A 19,120-nucleotide genomic window follows, 5' to 3' on the forward strand; every position below is an offset into this window, starting at 1 on the left:
TTTATAAATAATTATTCTATTTTTGTCAGAAAATTTCTCAAACTCCTAGTTACATGAGTTTTTGGGCTTCAGTGTATGAGAGAATTTTCAACTTACAGAAAATACCTGTGTCCCTTTTGAATCGTAAATATACAATGTTTTTCATAAATGATGATTAGCAGATTTAGACCTTCAACCTCGTGAGCATCAGGTCTCTATAAAATTATTTAAGATCAGTAACATCTAAAAAAGAGTCCCAAAACAGATAAATAAAAGAAAATAATGAAAAAAAATGAGAAAAAATTAAAAAACATTCGGAAAAATGAAACTTAATAAATTAAAAATCGGGAAGATCGAAACACCTGGAAACCTTCTTCTTGCGCCTATGGCAGATGTGACAAATCTGGCTTTCAGGCTACTCTGCAGGCAGAATGGAGCTGACCTTACATATACTGAGATGATCAGCGCAGATGCCCTGCTCAACGAAAACCGAAAATCGCTCCTCAAAGGATTATCTTCACCTGAAGACCGACCTTTTGGAGTTCAGCTTGTAGGAAGTTCACCTGAAAAACTGAGGGAAGCTGCGCTCTTAATTGAAGATGAGTACAGACCTGAACTAATCGACGTGAATATGGGCTGCCCTGCACAGCGCATTACTGGGACAGGGTGCGGCTCGGCTCTTCTCAGTTCCAAGAAACTCGTATATGAAATTATCTCTGAGCTGACCGATGTGCTGAAGACCCCTGTGACTGCAAAGATCCGCATTCTGAAACGGGATGAAAGAACCCTTGAGATTGCACGCCTGGTAGAAGAGGCTGGGGCTTCTGCCCTGACTGTACATGGCAGAAGGGCAGAGCAAATGTACTCCGGAAGTTCAGACCTCACAGCAATAAGAGCCATTAAACAGGAACTTTCCATTCCAGTAATTGCAAACGGTGATATAAGGGATGAGGAGTCTGCCGAAGTTGCCCTTGATTTTACAGGCTGTGACGGACTTATGATCGGACGCGCAGCAATGGGAAATCCCTTTATCTTCAAAAGGATAAGGCATTACCTGGAAACCGGGGAAAAGCTGGAATTTGACAGGCAAGTTAGGCAATTGGAGGACTTTGAGAATTATATCGCCTTACTTGAAGAATACGACCTCCACACATCTACAAATCTAAGAATGCATGCTCACTGGTTTACAAAAGGGTTGCGCGGCTCGCGGCAGATTAGGGAAAAGATTAATAATCTGAAAGATGGAAAGGCGATAATTGAATTAATAAAGGATTTCCATAGGGAGAATTATTAAAATACTACACATTTTTTAAAAGATATTTGTTTACGGTTATTATGCAATAAAAACATGAATCGGCGACAGGTTAACCTGAAAATAACAAATATAATACATTTAAAAGAATAAATATTGATTAGAAATATATATAAAGAATATATATCAATTCACCGAAAACCTAATAACATTCTACACTATTATCCATGAACTATCAGGCATAAAACAGTGTGAATCCAGAATTGAAAATAAATCTTTCAATATTAAATATAATAGTGATGTGAGACAGATCCAGGTTAACAATTTACTATCCAGGTTTTTGGATCCCTGACATGGATGTACATGTCACACTTATTATATTAGAGTAGTGCCTGACCAAGTAATAAATTCTGATTGTATCTGAGGAAGTAAATAAATTGGATAACATCAGGTTAATTCGTTTATTATTCGATTAATAGCAGTGTGCCAGACAGCTATTAAAACTTGCCAAACAGACTGCCGAGAACAGCAAGAATACAGAAAAATTTGAAAAACATTTGAAAAATAATAGATAAAATCTCATTAAAAAGGAGAATCCAGATGAAGGAAATCAGAATACACGGTCGAGGAGGCCAGGGTTCTGTTACCGCGGCTGAAATGCTTTCCGTTGCAGCTTTTGAAGATGGAAAGTTCAGCCAGGCCTTCCCCGCTTTTGGGGTAGAGCGTAGAGGTGCCCCAGTTCAGGCATTCACAAGGATTAACAATAATCCTATCAGGCTCCGAAGTCAGGTCTACAACCCAGATTATGTTATTGTCCAGGATGCAACCCTGCTTGAAACTGTTGACATCGCAAGCGGGGTAAAGGATGACGGAATAATTATTGTTAACACCACCGAAAAACCGGAAAACCTGAAACTCAATACAAAAGCTAGGGTTATGACCGTGGACGCTACCAAGGTAGCAATGGACATTATAGGTGTTCCCATTGTAAATACTGTTCTCCTCGGAGCTTTTGCGGGTGCAACCGGAGAAATCAATGTTGAATCAATTCAGCATGCAATAAGGGCTCGTTTTTCAGGAAAGGTAGGAGAAAAGAATGCAAATGCAATTCAGAAGGCCTACAATCTTATCAGGGGGGAAGAAGCGTGAGTAATGGAGAAGAAGAATGTTTAAATATTTCACGCTGCAGAGTCTGTAAACCTGGTTCTACCCTTATAAACAAAACTGGCGGCTGGAGAAACTTCCGCCCTGTTTATATTTACGAAAAATGTACCAAATGCGGAATCTGCCATATTGTCTGCCCTGATATGTCTGTCAAACCCAGAGAAGACGGCTTTTTTGAATATGATTATGACTACTGCAAAGGTTGCGGCATCTGTGCAAATGAGTGTCCTGCAGATGCAATTGAAATGATTCTGGAGGAGAAATAATGATTGACCCGGCTTATAGAAAAAAAATGGTCGTCGTGGAAGGTTCCTATGCTGTAGCCCATTCCGCAAAAGTCTGCCGTCCAAATGTAATTTCAGCCTATCCTATTACTCCTCAGACCCATATTGTTGAACATTTATCCCAGTTTATGGCAGACGGAGAAATCCCTAACTGTGAGTATGTTAATGTGGAAGCCGAGTTCTCGGCAATTTCTACCTTAATAGGAGCATCAGCCGTAGGTGCAAGAACCTATTCAGCCACAACTTCCCAGGGACTTCTGCTCATGCATGAGGCACTTTTTAACACTTCAGGTATGAGGCTTCCTGTTGTAATGACAGTGGCAAATAGAGCAGTTAGCGCTCCAATTAACATATGGAACGATCATCAAGATGCTATTGCACAGAGAGATACAGGCTGGATGCAGCTCTATGTAGAGGATGTTCAGGAAGCGTGTGATACCCTGCCTCAGCTCTACAAGATCGCAGAGGATAATGAGATCATGGTTCCGGGTATGGTCTGCATGGACGGCTTTATCCTGTCTCATGTTTATGAGCCTGTTGTCCTGCTTGAACAGGACCTAACTGACGATTTCCTTCCTCCTTTCCAGCCTAAAGATATTCTTGATCCTGAAGACCCCAAGACTTTCGGAGCCTTTGCATCTCCGGACACATATGAAGAGTTCAGATATCTTCACGAACAGGCAATGCAGAAAGCCCTTCCAAAGATCGAAGCCGTTGCAAAGGAATTTGAGGAAGTATATGGTAGATACCACGGAGGACTTATTGACGGTTATATGCTTGATGATGCTGAAATAATTATCATGGCTATGGGCTCTATTCTCGGCACTATCAAAGATGTTGTTGATAAGTATAGAGCAAAAGGAGAAAAGATCGGCGTCTTAAAGGTCAGGTCCTTCAGGCCTTTCCCGAAGGAACAGATTTGCAAGGCTGTTAAGAATGCCCACGCAGTTGTCGTACTTGATAAGAATATTTCCATAGGGACGAACGAAGGAGCACTCTTTACAGAAACCAAATCCTGCCTCTACAACAGTAAAGTCCGTGTACCTGTGATTGGCTATACTGTAGGGCACGGAGGCCGTGACATTCCTGTGGAAAGTATTGCAAAGGTCATAGAAGAAACCAAGAAAGTTGCAAAGTCAGGAATAACGGTTGAAAGCCAATTCCTGGACCTTAAGGAGGAATTGCTATGAGTAAAACTGCACCGAAAACATATATCACGTCCGGGCACAGCGGCTGTGCAGGTTGCTGTGATGCCTTTGCTGCAAAATTCACACTTATGGGCGCAGGCCCAAATACAATTGTAATTAACCCGACGGGCTGCCTTGAGGTTATGTCAACACCTTTCCCATATTCTTCCTGGCAGGTCCCGTGGATCCATTCTCTCTTTGAAAACGCAGGTGCAGTGGCTTCAGGTGTAGAAGCTGCCTTGAAGGCCCTTGGCAAAAAGGATGACATCAAGGTTGTATCAATCGGGGGAGACGGTTCTACTATGGATATAGGCCTCGGTGCCCTTTCGGGCGCATTCGAGAGAGGGCACGACTTCACCTATGTGTGCATGGACAACGAAGCGTATATGAACACTGGAGTCCAGCGCAGCAGTGGAACACCTTTTGATGCAAGTACTACAACCACTCCAGCCGGAAAAGTTTCCTTTGGAAACCCGCGCCCTAAGAAGAACATGCCTGCTATCATGGCAGCTCATGGCTCTCCTTATGTAGCCACGACTTCCATAGGTTTCCCAAGAGACATGATACGAAAGGTCAAGAAGGCAACTGAAATCGTGGGACCTACTTACATCCATGCCCAGGCTCCTTGTCCAACAGGCTGGGGTTTTGATACATCCAAGACCCTGGAAATCGCCAAACTTGCAGTCGAAACCTGCCTCTGGCCCATGTATGAAATGGAAAATGGGGAAATTACTCAGGTAAGAAAAGTTAAGAATCCCAGACCAGTCGAGGAATACCTGAGGACCCAGAAAAGGTTCAAACATCTCTTCACCATGAAAGGCGGCGAGGAAGAAATAAAGAAAATCCAGGCTATTGCAGACTGGAACATAGAGCACTTCGGACTTCAGTAAAAACTGAAGTTCTACTTTTTAATTTTAGGTTTTAATGTTACTTTTTCTCTTTTGATCCATTTTTTGCTTTTTTGATATTGTGAATATTTGATATACTGACTTTTGTCCACTTATTAAAAAATAAGAATATATCGATATATTTAAAATTCTTAGGTTTTAAATGACAAATAAGATCAAGAATAATATTAAAAACAGTTTTTTCTGAGAAGGTTTCTAAAAATGACTAATTCGAGTTTTCTGATACAAAATATAACTGACTCTGGTTCTCAATTAGTCTCAATTTATTCAAATCTATCTGTTGAAGCAAAACTTGGAATCTTGGTTCCTTTACTCTTAGCAATGATAAGTGCCTCACACACACTTTATAAAAACTATCGGGAAAGACAGAAAAAGCTAAGGAGTCTATTTAACCTCACATGGAAAAATTCAACTTCAATAGGGAAAGAAGAAGTTCTGGGAAACAGACCTTTTAACGAATATTATTTTTTAAGACCTGAAGACGAAAAGGTTTGGAATTGCCTGGATAATGAAAAAAGTGTACTGATAGTAGGTCCACCTCTTGCTGGAAAAACCAGAATGATTTACGAATCTTTGATAAAATCAAAAAAGCATGATCTTATAATTCCAAGATCCACCGATATAGAGATAGAATCTTTTATTTTGCCCAGGCAAATGAAATTCTGGAAACCCAAATTGATGTTTATCGATGACTTACATCGTTTCGTAGAACAGCAAAATTTTGAATATTTGTTTGAAGTCTGTCGGAAAAACAAAATTAACCTTATAGCAACATGCCGTTCCGAAGTAGAATACAACAAAACAAAGAAAAGGATGCTGGACAAAAATCTAGATTTAGAAACCGGGATTTTCGATCAAATTATTGAAGTAAACGAAATTTCGGAACAGCAGGGAAAAGAAATAGCAGAAAATGTTGATCGACATTGGAATGAAATCAGATTCAATAAGACTGTAGGCTCAATTTTCATGCCTTTAGCTGAAATGGATAGAAGATTTAAAGAGTGTACTTCTGAAGAAAAATCTGTTTTAAAAGCTGTCAAAAAGCTTTACATCTGCGGTGTTTATAACGAAGACCAAATTTTTCAACTTGATAAAATACAGAAAGTTTCTGAGAACGAAGGTATAAAGAAAGAAAAATATCAGTGGGAAGAACTTATCGAAAAATTATGTGAAAAAGAGTTTACGAAAATAAAAGAAAAAGATATAGATAGAATCTGGGCAGAAGAAGCCTATCTTGAAGATATTGTGGAATTAAATCACTCTGGACTTTCTGTTTTTGAAGAATTGCTATCGATTTTTGCAGAAACTCCAGACGAATTATTCAAAATAGGAAACCGAGCATATGAAATTGGCTCTGTAAAACTACAGAAAGCAAGCTACATGAAAGTCGCGATCAAAGCATATCGAGAAGCTCTGAAAATCAGAACTGTGGAACAGTTTCCAATAAAATATGCTATGACCCAGAACAATATCGGAAATGCACACAGTACACTGGCAGAAGTAGAAGAAAAGGCACTAAGCTACAAGAAGGCAATAGAAGCATTTCAAAAGGCCCTGAAAATCACAACTGTAAAAGAGTTTCCAATGGACTATGCTATGACCCAGAACAATATCGGAAATGCATACAGTACACTGGCAGAAGTGGAAGAAAAGGCACTAAACTGCAAGAAGGCAATAGAAGCATTTCAAAAGGCCCTGAAAATCACAACTGTAAAAGAGTTTCCAATGGACTATGCTATGACCCAGAACAATATCGGAAATGCATACAGTACACTGGCAGAAGTGGAAGAAAAGGCACTAAACTGCAAGAAGGCAATAGAAGCATATCGAGAAGCTCTGAAAATATTCACAGAAAATTCATATCCAGAATATAACAAAATAGTTGCAGGCAACATTGAGGAACTAACTAATTTCTGCAAAATGAATGAAATAAAATTATGAAACTTTGTTGGATAACGAAAATAAAAAAGACTCAGATACTGAATAATATAGGCATCTGTTTTTAAGATACCGTTTTTTAAGATACCGTTTTTTAAGATACCGTTTTTTAAGATACCGTTTTTTAAGATACCGTTTTTTAAGATACCGTTTTTTAAGATACCGTTTTTTAAGAACCGTTTTTTAAGATACCGTTTTTTAAGAACCGTTTTTTAAGAACCGTTTTTTAAGAACCGTTTTTAAGATACCGTTTTTTAAATGCCGTTTTTTAATACCGTTTTTAAATACCGATTTTCAAAGACACCGTTTTTTACAGATGCCTGACAATTCAGAGAGCTTGTAGTTATATAAAACTACGGATGTACTGAAAACGAAATATAAAATTCTGGAAGTACCGTAAAATACAAAGGAAGTTGAGATATAATAGAAGGAATTTCCTTTCTGCATTCAGTAAAAATAGAGTTTGAGAAGCATATTTAATTCATAAAATTATTAGAATTAATAGAATTAATAGAATTATTAGAATTAATAGAGTTAATAGAATTATTAGAATCTTAAAATATAAAAAAGTAGAAGCCTGGCTTTGAATCCTGATGAAAAAGAGGAATTTGACAGAAAAAAGTAAATTGCCGGATGATTATAGATCAACTAGCGGTAGCTGTCTTCTCAGGTCAGGCAAATAACCTTCTCTGTGCAGGGCTATTTTATAGTCGCTTATTGCCCTGCATAATTTGTGGGTATATTTTATGCAGTCGGTACCAACATTTCCCTTAAACAGCAATTTTTCTGTTTTTTCTATAAATTCGGGATAAGTAAAAACCAGCTCTTCTTTGGTGTGCAGGAAAAGAGCTGCAAAGTCCCTGTGAATGCCCATGCTTCTTTTAAGCAATTCAACATTAAGATGTTCTTCAGACAGATAGGGGTTGAACTTCACAAAGGTGTGAAAATCTGCGATGTTCTGGTTTAAGGAGTTCAGGATTGAGTATAGAACGTTGTCGGTCTCCGGAAGGGGGATATCCGGAAGATCGAGGCAGTCTCCATCAAAAGTCTCATTTTCTTTTATATTTTGATCCCGGGTTGTATCACGATCCATTTTATCACCCTGATTGCAAAAATTAATTTTAGTGAATAGCCTGGTGGCTTCAGTTTCATATAACGGGTTTAATCAGTTGCTTTGATTAACTTTCAGATAGACTTACTGGATTATCTAAAGGGTGGCTCCAAATAAATCCATTGTGTTAATCACCGGCGTTTCCGTCGCTTCCCCACTCGAAGCGGTTGTACGCACATGGGTTAATGCTTCAGATCCGTTTTTCTCTCCATGAATCCAGCCTGAGAGGTTTAGTACTGGATCCTGTAAAATATAATCAATTAAACATTTAGGCTCTAGCATCTCACCATATATAAAATTATGTCTTAATAAAACTGAATAAATATAATTATAGTATAATTTATCCCCAATACTGTAAAAGTCCTGAATAGCTATTCAAAATATTCTGAACCAGTCTTGAATAAGTTGTAAACACCCATTTAAAACCTTTAAAATGGAGTTCAGGGATTTTTAAGCCCTTGAACTTCTTCTATTCTCAAGCATTTCCATTCCGAAAGCCACAACCCCATATACAAGGCTCAGTACGAGAATAATAGTCGCACCGGATGGGACATCCAGAGCATATGAAAGACCTATTCCTGTAACGCTGATTATAGTTCCAAAGACCATGGAAATCAGCATCATACGCTTCAGGTTATGGGTGAATTTACGGCTCAGGGAAGCAGGAATGGTGAGAAGAGCAATTACAAGGATAATACCCACGACCTTAATAAGCACCACAATTGTTAGAGCAATTATGCAGAGCAGGAAAAGGTAAAGCTTCTCAGTAGGAAGGCCCTGCACGGTTGTGAATTCTTCATCAAAACAAAGGGCAAGGAATTCCTTATAAAGTAAGTAAACTGCACCTACTATTACTACATCAAGAGCTAACATAAAGTAAAGGTCGGAGCGGGGTACTGTTAGAATATTTCCAAATAGATAGGTCATAAGATCAGGAGCATATCCAGGAGTTAAATAGACAAAAATTATTCCGAGCGCCATTCCAAGAGACCAGAGTATGCCTATAGCACTGTCTTCGGGGATTTTAGACCTCTTGCTCACTGTTCCCATGACAAGAGCCGAAAGCAAGCTGAAGGGAAGAACTCCGAACATAGGGTTAATTCCGAGGTAATAGCCCAGCCCAACACCTCCAAAGGAAGCATGAGCTATTCCCCCACTTATGAAGACTATTTTTTTGACGACAACATAGACTCCTATAATCCCGCAGGCTATACTTGCAAGAACTGCGGCTGCAAGAGCATTCTGGATAAAGGTATATTGCAGAAAATTAAACATTCTTATTTCTCCATCTGTTTTTCGAGTCAGTCCTTTTCGAACAGGTCCTGATCTTCAGGAGTTTTCCTCATGGTTACTCAAAACCCTGTGAGGTATTCCATGAGCAATCAGTTCAACAGGACACTGGTAGGTAGCTTCAAGATCTTCAACCGGGATTTCTCTGGAGTTATGGTAATGGAGAGTACGGTTTAAGCAGGCTATTTTGTCGACATAAATAGAAACCGCGCTGAGGTCGTGAGTAACCATGATGACTGCCATCTCCTGCTTGAGCCTGTTCAGCAGGCGGTAGAGTTCATCCTGCATATGCGGATCAAGCCCGGAATTTGGTTCGTCAAGAAGCAAAAGTTTGGGGTTTGTGGCAAGAGCTCTCGCAATAAAGACTCTCTGCCGCTGCCCACCAGAAAGCTGCCCAATCTGACGGTCCTTGTACTGGAACATTTCTACCATCCTCAGGGCTTCTTCTGCAGCCTTTTTGTCTTCTTCTCTATACTTTTTCCGAAAACCCGTATGGCTCATCCTGCCTGTGAGAACTACTTCCCAGACACTTATAGGAAAGTCAAAATCGAAACCTTTGTATTGAGGAACATAGCCTACAAGCTCTCTGCTCTTTTCGGGTGGTTTCCCAAAGAGCTTTACACTGCCCTTATAAGGTTTCAAAAGTCCAAGGAGCACTTTTAGAAATGTGGTCTTTCCTCCCCCATTAGGTCCGATAATCCCAAGCAGTCCATTAGGCTCTTTTAACTCAAAATTGATTGCCTCAAGAATCGTCTGAGTTCCATAACGAACCCAGACATCTTTCAGTTCTATAACCGTCTCCATTTCCTTCCCTTCAGAATATCGTTTTTTATCATCGTTTTTTATCATCGTTTTTATTTATCGGATTACAATCTTTTGATATTTAGATACGAAATTTGAGTGGTTGACCTTACCAGAACTTAAATGCTAATTTTACTGACCTCGTACCTTACTGACTTTGTACCTTACTGACTTTGTACCTTACTGACTTTGTACCTTACTGACTTCGTACCTTACTGACTTCGTACCTTACTGACTTCGTACCTTACTGACTTCGTACCTTACTGACTTTGTACCTTACTGACTTTGTACCTTACTGACTTCGTACTTTACTGACTTCGTACTTTACTGACTTCGTACTTTACTGACTTCGTACTTTACTGACTTCGTACTTTACTGACTTCGTACTTTACTGACTTCATACAAGGTTTCTGGCAAAAATATCAGATACGTTATCCATATTTGCGATGTAATCCTTTGCAAGCGGGTCTACAGCTACAACCTCACCACCTATCTCTTCAGCTACGGCTTGTGCACTCTGCGTACTTGTCTGGGGCTGGATAAAGATTATTTTAACGTTCTTTTCCTTTGCAAGATCTACAAGCTCCGCCAGATCCTGAGCACTCGGCTCTTTTCCTTCGATCTCAACTGGAATCATAGTGAGATTGTAATCCACCGCAAAATAGCCCCAGGCAGGATGATAAACAATGAAGTTTCTTTCCGTTTTCCCCTCAAGCTTTTCGCGAATCCTTGCATCCAGAGCATTCAGCTCCTTAAGATAGGCATCTCTGTTCTGAGCATAGTAAGTCTTGTTTTCAGGATCTATTTTGGCAAGTCCTTCATAAATGTTCTCGACCATTATTTTTGCATTTGAAGGAGATGTCCATATATGGGGGTCCAATTCAGTTTCTTCATGGTCAGCTTCAGATTCTCCTGCATGTTCCTCTGCTCCCTCCCCATCGTGATGATCGTGAGCAGCAAGTTCCCTGAGCTTGATTCCATTAGAAGAGTTTACAATAAGAGTTCCACTGTTAATAGATTCGAACCTGTTAATCCAGACTTCCTCAAAGGGCATATCGATGCCGACTGTAACATACATACTGGCTTTACTCACATTTTCTATTTCTTTTGGAGAAGGTTCATAGGTGTGTGGGTCTGCTCCAGGAGGGATTATGACAACAGTTTTTACTTTGTCTCCCCCCACTTTCTCTACAAACTCAGCCTGAGGAAGCACACTTACAGCTACGGTTATAGGCTGATTAGATCCTGCTACTTCAGCTTCCTGTCCTGTACTCTCATTAGTTTGGGAGTCACCTGGACCTGTACAGCCACTAGCAAAAAGGCTCAGGCCAACAGTCAAGAGCACCAATAAAGGTAGAATTTTCAGATTCATAATTAGATCTCGCTTTCTTCGTTTCACTTTTACTTGACTTCTGAACTTTACTTGACTTCTGAACTTTACTTGACTTCTGAACTTGTTTTTGATTAGATAAGACCGCTATCGAGGAGAAAGCTGCATATACCCAAATTATGTTAAAGATTATATTTGGAATATACCCAAATTTTGAGTCATTCACGAGATATTTTTGGTGTAAACCCAAATGTATTTTGAAGCTTACTCGCAGTTTTATGCACCATTAATACTTCAATTAGCATTACACTAGCGTTCTATTAACGTCCCTATAACACTTAAAACGTTTTAATTAGCGCTTAATGAGACAAAATACACTGTATATCTTATTGTTTAGTATTTCGTTAGATGTTCAATAGCTATTTCCTTCATACAGACATTTTCATGGCTGATTTTTCCGCATACTCCAAACATTGGATGACCCATTGAGCTGCAGATTTTATTTATAGCATCCCTTGAGACGAAAGCCTCAAAACGCGAAACTTCACTACATGCTTCCTCCGAAGAAAGGCCGTAATGGGTTAGAAGAAGACTGAGGATCCTGTGCCTTCGAATAAGAAATTGCGTATATGCCTTACCCAGTTCCGTCAGATTCACACCCCTATAAGGAACATGATTCAGGTAGCCTGCACTTGCAAGCTCATTTAAGGTCTTGGTTGTGGTTGAAGGGTCTACCTGCAGACCTGAAGAGATCTCTGTAGTTTTTACAGTACCTCCTTTTTCAAGAATGAACTTGAGATAATCTACCTTTCTCGGAGAGAGTTCAAGGCCTGTAAATTCAGGATAACTTTGCTCATTCATATAGAGAAATATAAAAAACTGGTATTTATTGTTTGCTACATACCAAATTATGAAGTTATAGTTTTACTGTGGCAAAATTAGAAAAGCGGGATGAATGATGGAAGAGTAGAATTTAAACCTCCCAGTAAAAGAAAAAAATCAGTAAAAGAAAATATACACAGCAGAGATCAGCAGGAAACTTACGATACCCATCAAGGCGCTTCCAAAGGTATTTGACCCGAAGACCTTAGATGGTCCCAGTTCTGCAAGCTCTCCGAAAATCCAGAAGAAAGGATCATTAACATGGGAAATTAGAAAAGTACCTGGAAGCCATTGAAAGGATAACGATTTCCGTAGGAAACCCAAGTTAAGGAAACAAGGGCATTAAAAAAGAAGGTGCGATAAGCATGGTCGCAACCCTTGATCCCTGAACGGTTTGAAGGGCTGCGGCAACGAGAAAAGGAACAAGGATATGAGGAAGGCTCAACTGCAAGAAAAACCTGCCAAGAGCTTATCCTACCCCGGTCGTAGCAAGAGTTGCCCCGATAGAGCCTCCTCCGCAAAGGTCAAGAAGGACAAACCCGCTTCGTCTCACAGCTATTTCAATCAATTCCTTCAGTAAGAGAAATCCGAGCTTTCTTCCAGAAAAGATGGAGAAGGACTCTTATAAGAAGTGCAATATTCGGGTTTCCCAGAAAGGTGAGTACAGGATGAGCGTGTTCAAAGCCTGTCTGAAAGAGAATAAGAAGTAAAGGGAAAAAGATTGGAGAGTAAGCCTCAAGCCTTCGGGACCTTTCGGCAGGGCTTGTATATATCCCTGAATCTCTTTCCTGAACCTCAACTATCTTTGCCTTTACTCTGTTCGAAAGATCGACAGTTCCAAACTTATTCAGATTTTTGGAATAAAGGTAACTTGCAATGGAAGTGGAAACTGCGTTAAGAATTCCCAGAATAAAAAGCCTGTCCACGTTAGCCGATAATTCTTCTGCTGCCGAGATTACTACAGGTGAAGGATAGACAAGGTTAAACGAGGCAACAGCTCCGAGTGCAAGGACTGTTGCAGTGGAAATAGAGGGGTTATCGAGCCTGGCAGCCAACTCTTTAGCTATTGGAATGAAGATAACATAGGCAAGAATATGAAAGTCGCCCGGCGAGTTTAAGCAGTCTATTTCAAGAGAAAACAATTAAGCAAGTTTAAATATCATTTTTTGGAGAGGACGCCATTTACTCAGTTTAAACATTTTCTCCATTATTCCCACATTCCAACTTCTTCCCCATTAACTTTCAAATTTAGTAGAGGTAGTTTACTCAGTTGAAACATCCTCATCAGGAGAGGATAGTCCACTGAGCTCTTCAATTTCTTCTTCTCCGAGTACTCTTGCAAGATTTAGTAGAATAAGAAGCCTGTTCCCTACTTTTCCAACGCCTACCAGGTATTCCGCATTGATTTTCGATTTGATCATCTCAGGAGGTGGCTGAATTGAGGAAAGTGGCAGGTTCATGACCTCCTTTACGGAATTTACAAGCATTCCAAGAATTGTATCTTTAACCTCCACTATGATAATTCTGGACAGGCTGTCAGTCTCTTTTGATCTGAAATCAAGCCGCTTGTTAAGGTCTATCACTACGAGGATCTTTCCCCGCAGGTTAATGAGTCCTTTTACGCATTCCGGAGTCTGAGGAATTCGGGTGATCCTCGGAACCGGAATAACTTCGGAGACCTGCATAATATCTACTCCGAACTCTTCACCTGAAAGCTCAAAGGTCACTAAGCGAAGACTTTCTTCCGAAAATCCTGAACCTTCATCTAATGTTTCTTCAAACATTTGAATTCCTCAAACTAGCTCAGAAATTTTAACTTGACTTATTTTCTGACCCTTCTTTTAAGTTACCAAGTTTGAATTTTTCCGTAGCTTTTTTCATTCTTTCCCCGAGTAAGGAAAGGTCACTAGCCATGTTGGCAAGTTCTGACATTGAAGCACTCTGCTCTTCGAGAGCTGCAGCAGTTTCCTGGGTTCCTGCAGCGGACTGCTCCGAAATTGAGGAAATATCCTCCAGAGTGGAAGTGATTTCTTCAATGGATGCGGACTGCTCTTCTGTAGCAGCTGCAACATCTTCTACCATATTTGTAATTTCATTGATTGTAGTTACAATCCCTGAAACCATTTCAACTGCGTTATTAACAGATAGCGAACCAGCCTGCACATCTTTTTTACTGGCCTCTATACTTTCCACGGTTTCACTGATACTGCCTCTTATTTCATCAATTAGACTAGAAATGTTATTAGCAGCACGGCCGGATTCGTCGGCAAGTTTTCGGACCTCATCGGCTACAACAGAAAAACCCCTGCCGTGCTCACCAGCCCGGGCAGCCTCAATTGCAGCATTCAGCGCAAGCATATTTGTCTGGTCGGCAATCCTGGTAATAAGAGTTACAATTTCATTGATTTGTTGAGACTTGGAGTCAAGCTCCGTTATCACTTCCTTAGTTTCATCAACAGAGAAGCAAATATGGTCCATTTTTACCAAGAGTTCTCTTGAGGCATTTCCAATGTCATTGATAGTGTTATTGACAAGATTAGTATTTTTAGAAACTTTCTGGGTATTCTCCGCAATTTCCTGGATATTGTGTGTCATGTCCTGCATTGCACGAGTTATATCCACTATTTTTGTACTCTGCACTTCGGTCCCATCTGAGATTTCAGTTGCAGTGTCAGAAATTTTCCTTGAAGCTGAAGCCACTTCCTCAGAAGAAGCAGACATTTCTTCTGAAAGTGTAGAAAGGTGAACCGAAATTTCCTGAATTCCTTTTATCAGGCTACGAAGGTTTTCAACCATCGATTTAAAAGCTTGTGAGAGTTGAGAGATTTCACTTCTCGAGTTTCCTTTAATCTCAACACTCAGATCCCCTCCAGAGATTCTGTCTGCGGCTTTAAGTAATTCATATATGGGTTTTCTATAAACATTAAGAATAACAAAAACAAGTAAAACCCCGACAAGTATTGAAAGAAAAGTAACGAGAAAGATCTTATTTATAGAATCTATTATCAGGGTGTTAAGTTTCTCTTTCTGATCGTTACTGGCAGCTTCAGCATCTTTTTTAACCTGTGCGGCTATGTTTTCCATTTTTTTTACTTCAACCGCCTTTTCCTCTTTAAGAATTTTCAGGCGATTAAAATCATTCTGGATCTGTCGAGCTCTAGTAATTATTATATTTCCACGTTCAAGATTTTCAGTTGCCCCCGTCTGCGTTTTCAGATTAGTAGTAACTTCAGTTATATTTTCCGTTCGTTGGCTGAAATTTTCCGCATATTGATTTTCGGGAGTAATTATATAATTCTGGTATTCGTTTTGAGCTTCCATTGCAAGTATGCTGATTTTCTGGGCTTCCTGAGCATTGGATAACTTTTGCTGGAGAACTTCACCTGAAGAACCATTTCCTGCATATTGGTGATATTGAAGCATCTGATCTTGATAAATCTCATCTGCTTTTTGCAAAATAAGATCACCGTTTGAGACGATGTCGGCTCTAAGGGCCACCTCTTCGTCTTCTGCTTTAACGTAGCTGTTAAAAGTTTCATCAAATTCGTCGGACGTTTTCAGGATAGAGTCCATATGATCTTGGTTTACAGGATCAAGGTAGCCAAGATATATTTCTTTAGAGATAGCTGCCTGGGAGGGCACAAGAGCAAGATGGTTATAAGTCTCGTTCTTATAAACCGGGTCGCCATAAATAACATAACTTTCCTGGGCTTGCAGAGCCCCTTGCATGTTATCCACGATGGAGGTCATGTTTTGAATGGCTCGGCTCTTTTTTTCAATATCGTTCATACCTTGATAGCTTGTGTACCCAACAAAAAAAATCAAAACAAGAAGAAGAGCAAAGCCTACCACTAGATGCCCTATTTTTGTGTTTTTATACATTTTCCTCACCCTTGCCTCAGCTTCTCCACCACTATACATATCCAGTTTACATAGACTGTTAACCTATCAGTCGTAACCGCCAAGTGAAGTGAACATGCGGAAATGCTTCTATGAAGACTGCCTAATCTTCCCAACCAGTTATTCAATACAGACTATTTAAGAGTTGATAAATTTTTTGATTTATTAAAAAAGAGAATGTAATACAAAATTAAGTACTGTGAGTTTAATCCGGTTTCACTCAATATCTCACTAGACCTCTACCGAGTCTGCCCTTTAGGCAAACGCTTTTGTATTTTCGTATATTATACTGCGACTGTCTCTTTATTTTCCGCATATGTATTACGACTGTCTTTTTATTTTCGCATATACATTATATCTTCAAGAGTCAGTTATTGTAAGAAAATACTCGACCTGTGAGCCAAAGTCGCCAAAGTTTATAGGTTTGGCAAGAACAGCATAGCATCCGGCTTTAAGGAACTTTTCTTTACATTCAGGATCAGAGTAACCTGTGACTGCAACTACCTTTATACTCCGAGTTTCAGGGTTAAGTTTGATTTTTTGAAGCAATTCAAGGCCGTGCATTTTCGGAAGCTCCATATCAAGCAATATCAGGTCAATTTTTGCTTCATTGAGAATTTCGAGAGCTTCAAAACCATTTTTCGCCTTTTTTGGCTCATGTCCAAAGGACTTGAGTAAGTCTGCTTCAACGGTCAGATTAAGTAAATTATCTTCAACAATAAGGATTTCAGGCACTCAAATCTACTCCTAAGGTGGTTGCTTGAAGATTTTGTAAGCTGGACTTTTTGTAAATAAGATTTTGTAAACTGGACTTTTTGTAAATAAGATTTTGTAAGCTGGACTTTTTGTAAGCGAGATTTTTTGTAAACAAGATTTTGTAAGTGAGATTTTGTCAAAGAAACGCTGAGTAATGAATTTTCTAATGAATTGAATTTTATAGTGAATAATAATCTTCTAATAAGGTCTGAAACAAGAAAATATGAAATGAAATATTTCCTTATATCTTCAGCATGTATACCTTAGTCCTCCCTAAACCTAGGGACAGAAAGTTATGAAAATATTACTCTATCTTCAACAGGTATACTTGATACCTGCAAATTGTTCCAAGGTTATCTTTCAATTTACAGTAATATATGAAGTTCGGGAAAATATAAATTTATTTGCAAAATTTAGATACATATATTCAATATACAAAAAGAAATAAAAATATTTTATTTAAATTTAGGTATCATTTTAGATGTCAGTGTTCAGGAAAAAAAAATTGAAATTAGTACCAGATTGAATTTAAAACAAACAGAGAAACATTTTATATATAGGAAATAATATAATTAATGTTTTATTTAAATTTGAAGATCAAAACTGGAACTCGGCTGAAGATTGAGAAAGAGCCGGTAATTTCTGTAAATAGTTTGTTAACGTGTCAATTAACCAGAGTATTTAAATAAATTTTGATCTCTAATTTTTATAAAGATAATTAAAAAATTTAATATAGCAGGTTTCGCATATATTTTTCTACACAATTAGGATAAATATGCCTTAACAAATAAACTAGGTTGGTTACATTTGTTAACCTCAAATAATTTTTAAATTAGGTCCTTTGATTCATAGCATGACTTTGTGGAGAATATTCGGATAAGAGGCTAGATTCGGCAAAGGCAGGAATAAAGTATCAGAACATTCCAAAAAACAGAGGTGTAAATATCATCCGATATTGTCGCTTGTTCAAGAACGTAAGAAGGGAAATGCATGGCCAGAATTATGATCGTGGACGATGCCGAATTTATGCGGATGATTATTAAAGATATTCTTCTGATGCACGGACATGAAGTTGTTGCTGAAGTTAATGATGGGGAAGAAGCAATTCAAATTTATTTTGAAGTAAAGCCAGATATTGTGTTAATGGATATAATTATGCCAGATATGGATGGAAAAGAGGCATTGAAAAAACTTCTTATTATGGATCCTGAGGCAAAAATAGTAATGTGCTCCTCCATTGGTCAACAGGCCCTCATAACCGAATCAATGAAGATAGGAGCTATGGGCTTTATAGTAAAGCCTTTTGAGCCTGATGGAATGCTCGATGTAATAAGAAAAATTGCTGAACCTAATTAGACCTTATTTAAAGATAATGGCAAATAAGGCTATTATTGCATAAAATTGCGTTAAATGAGGCTGCATTAAATAAAGCAATTAACAAGAAAAATTGCTGAACCTAATTAGACCTTATTTAAAGATAATGGCAAATAAGGCTATTATTGCATAAAATTGCGTTAAATGAGGCTGCATTAAATAAAGCAATTAACGCTATATTGAAAAAACAACTGAAGCTATGTAAAATCAAACAACTGAAGCTACATTAAACCTGAATTAACTTAACTGAAGCTACATTAAACTGAATTTAACTGAAGCTACACAAATTAAGCTATGTTAAATCAGACTATTGTTAAGATTCTATTGTTAAGATTCTATTGTTAAGATTCTTAGATAGAAATTATTAGATAGAAATTATTAGATAAAGTTATTAGATAAAGCTATTATAAAATAAATATTATATTTAAAGGAAAGTGCTTGAGATGACTATCTGCGCACTCATAGAGACGATTCTGCTTTAATTCGTAAACTCCTTTCCGATATTCTCAGTCAAGACCCAAATCTCAGAGTAGTAGGAACGGTATTCAATGGAAAGGACAGTTTTGAGAAAATTAAAAAGTTGGTGTATGATGTCGTTCTTCTAGACAATGTTATGCCTATTCTTGACGGCCTTAAGACTCTCGCTCGGATTATAAATGAGTGTCCGAATCCTGTTGTGATGATTTCAGCCCTTGGAAAAAGAGCTGAGGAAATTACACTTACAGCCTTTGAATACAGAGCAGTGAATGTAATCCAGAAGCCTGAAGGGATTCTTAGTCAGAACATGCCAGATATGGCAGAAGAAATTTGCAGAAAAATCTGTGCAGCTGTAAAAGCCAAAACAGAAGTACGGACTAAATAAGTATTGGGATTAAAACAGAACAGAGACTAAACAAATGCTGGGACTAAAACAGAAATAGGGACTAAATAAATATTGGAATTAAAACAGAACAGAGACTAAACA

Annotated in this window: 19 protein-coding genes; 8 read left to right on the forward strand and 11 right to left on the reverse strand. The window is 38.6% G+C overall.

Annotated features, from left to right (window positions below):
- Nucleotides 1-301 precede the first annotated feature (301 nt).
- From dusB to MSBRM_RS18475, 6 genes are all read left to right on the forward strand, one after another.
- Entirely contained in the window at nucleotides 302-1,273 is a 972-nt protein-coding gene (gene dusB, locus MSBRM_RS18450; RefSeq protein WP_048122591.1) for a tRNA dihydrouridine synthase DusB, read from the forward strand.
- 558 nt (nucleotides 1,274-1,831) lie between these two features.
- The gene (locus MSBRM_RS18455) at nucleotides 1,832-2,380 is read left to right on the forward strand and encodes a pyruvate ferredoxin oxidoreductase subunit gamma (RefSeq protein WP_048122592.1); all 549 of its coding nucleotides are present in this window, start codon (nucleotides 1,832-1,834) and stop codon (nucleotides 2,378-2,380) included.
- On the forward strand, nucleotides 2,377-2,661 hold the full coding sequence (gene porD, locus MSBRM_RS18460) for a pyruvate synthase subunit PorD (protein ID WP_048122594.1): 285 nt from the start codon (nucleotides 2,377-2,379) through the stop codon (nucleotides 2,659-2,661). The genes MSBRM_RS18455 and porD overlap by 4 nt, the downstream gene beginning before the upstream one ends.
- Nucleotides 2,661-3,869, forward strand: coding sequence for a pyruvate synthase subunit PorA (gene porA, locus MSBRM_RS18465; protein ID WP_048122596.1), 1,209 nt, complete (start codon nucleotides 2,661-2,663; stop codon nucleotides 3,867-3,869). Before porD ends, porA begins: the two co-directional genes overlap by 1 nt.
- A complete protein-coding gene (porB, locus tag MSBRM_RS18470; RefSeq protein WP_048122598.1) occupies nucleotides 3,866-4,756 on the forward strand; it encodes a pyruvate synthase subunit PorB in 891 nt (296 codons plus the stop codon). Before porA ends, porB begins: the two co-directional genes overlap by 4 nt.
- A gap of 219 nt (nucleotides 4,757-4,975) precedes the next feature.
- Nucleotides 4,976-6,715 (forward strand): tetratricopeptide repeat protein, encoded by a 1,740-nt coding sequence (locus MSBRM_RS18475; protein ID WP_052712951.1) that lies wholly within the window; start codon nucleotides 4,976-4,978, stop codon nucleotides 6,713-6,715.
- Nucleotides 6,716-7,349: 634 nt separating this feature from the next.
- Here MSBRM_RS18475 and MSBRM_RS18480 read toward each other — a convergent pair.
- From MSBRM_RS18480 to MSBRM_RS18525, 11 genes are all read right to left on the reverse strand, one after another.
- Entirely contained in the window at nucleotides 7,350-7,805 is a 456-nt protein-coding gene (locus MSBRM_RS18480) for a hypothetical protein (protein WP_048122600.1), read from the reverse strand.
- Nucleotides 7,806-7,919: 114 nt separating this feature from the next.
- On the reverse strand, nucleotides 7,920-8,105 hold the full coding sequence (locus MSBRM_RS18485) for a hypothetical protein (protein ID WP_048122602.1): 186 nt from the start codon (nucleotides 8,103-8,105) through the stop codon (nucleotides 7,920-7,922).
- Between the two features lie 168 nt (nucleotides 8,106-8,273).
- The gene (locus MSBRM_RS18490; protein ID WP_048122604.1) at nucleotides 8,274-9,098 is read right to left on the reverse strand and encodes a metal ABC transporter permease; all 825 of its coding nucleotides are present in this window, start codon (nucleotides 9,096-9,098) and stop codon (nucleotides 8,274-8,276) included.
- A 54-nt stretch (nucleotides 9,099-9,152) separates the two neighbouring features.
- Nucleotides 9,153-9,917: a metal ABC transporter ATP-binding protein gene (locus MSBRM_RS18495; protein ID WP_048157216.1), complete on the reverse strand. Its 765-nt coding sequence runs from the start codon at nucleotides 9,915-9,917 to the stop codon at nucleotides 9,153-9,155.
- Between the two features lie 394 nt (nucleotides 9,918-10,311).
- On the reverse strand, nucleotides 10,312-11,286 hold the full coding sequence (locus MSBRM_RS18500) for a metal ABC transporter solute-binding protein, Zn/Mn family (protein ID WP_048122606.1): 975 nt from the start codon (nucleotides 11,284-11,286) through the stop codon (nucleotides 10,312-10,314).
- 351 nt (nucleotides 11,287-11,637) lie between these two features.
- Complete coding sequence (locus MSBRM_RS18505) at nucleotides 11,638-12,105, reverse strand: metal-dependent transcriptional regulator (RefSeq protein WP_048122608.1); 468 nt, start codon at nucleotides 12,103-12,105, stop codon at nucleotides 11,638-11,640.
- Nucleotides 12,106-12,451: 346 nt separating this feature from the next.
- Nucleotides 12,452-12,577, reverse strand: a complete 126-nt coding sequence (locus MSBRM_RS21835) for a hypothetical protein (RefSeq protein ID WP_255361910.1) — start codon at nucleotides 12,575-12,577, stop codon at nucleotides 12,452-12,454.
- Nucleotides 12,578-12,686: 109 nt separating this feature from the next.
- Complete coding sequence (locus MSBRM_RS21580) at nucleotides 12,687-13,268, reverse strand: GntT/GntP/DsdX family permease (RefSeq protein WP_052712952.1); 582 nt, start codon at nucleotides 13,266-13,268, stop codon at nucleotides 12,687-12,689.
- A gap of 120 nt (nucleotides 13,269-13,388) precedes the next feature.
- The gene (locus tag MSBRM_RS18515) at nucleotides 13,389-13,910 is read right to left on the reverse strand and encodes a chemotaxis protein CheW (RefSeq protein ID WP_048122610.1); all 522 of its coding nucleotides are present in this window, start codon (nucleotides 13,908-13,910) and stop codon (nucleotides 13,389-13,391) included.
- A 28-nt stretch (nucleotides 13,911-13,938) separates the two neighbouring features.
- On the reverse strand, nucleotides 13,939-16,008 hold the full coding sequence (locus MSBRM_RS18520; protein ID WP_048123680.1) for a methyl-accepting chemotaxis protein: 2,070 nt from the start codon (nucleotides 16,006-16,008) through the stop codon (nucleotides 13,939-13,941).
- A gap of 378 nt (nucleotides 16,009-16,386) precedes the next feature.
- Nucleotides 16,387-16,761 (reverse strand): response regulator, encoded by a 375-nt coding sequence (locus MSBRM_RS18525; RefSeq protein ID WP_048122612.1) that lies wholly within the window; start codon nucleotides 16,759-16,761, stop codon nucleotides 16,387-16,389.
- Nucleotides 16,762-17,772: 1,011 nt separating this feature from the next.
- Between MSBRM_RS18525 and MSBRM_RS18530 the strand changes: the two genes are divergently transcribed.
- Together MSBRM_RS18530 and MSBRM_RS19825 are read left to right on the forward strand one after the other, a co-directional pair.
- Nucleotides 17,773-18,138: a response regulator gene (locus MSBRM_RS18530; RefSeq protein ID WP_048122613.1), complete on the forward strand. Its 366-nt coding sequence runs from the start codon at nucleotides 17,773-17,775 to the stop codon at nucleotides 18,136-18,138.
- A 520-nt stretch (nucleotides 18,139-18,658) separates the two neighbouring features.
- Nucleotides 18,659-19,018 carry a response regulator gene (locus MSBRM_RS19825; protein ID WP_230629388.1) on the forward strand — a complete coding sequence of 120 codons (360 nt, stop codon included), beginning with the start codon at nucleotides 18,659-18,661 and terminating at the stop codon, nucleotides 19,016-19,018.
- The last annotated feature ends 102 nt before the right edge of the window (nucleotides 19,019-19,120 follow it).

Origin of the sequence: Methanosarcina barkeri MS, from assembly GCF_000970025.1 — an archaeon.
Classification (GTDB): Archaea; Halobacteriota; Methanosarcinia; order Methanosarcinales; family Methanosarcinaceae; genus Methanosarcina; species Methanosarcina barkeri.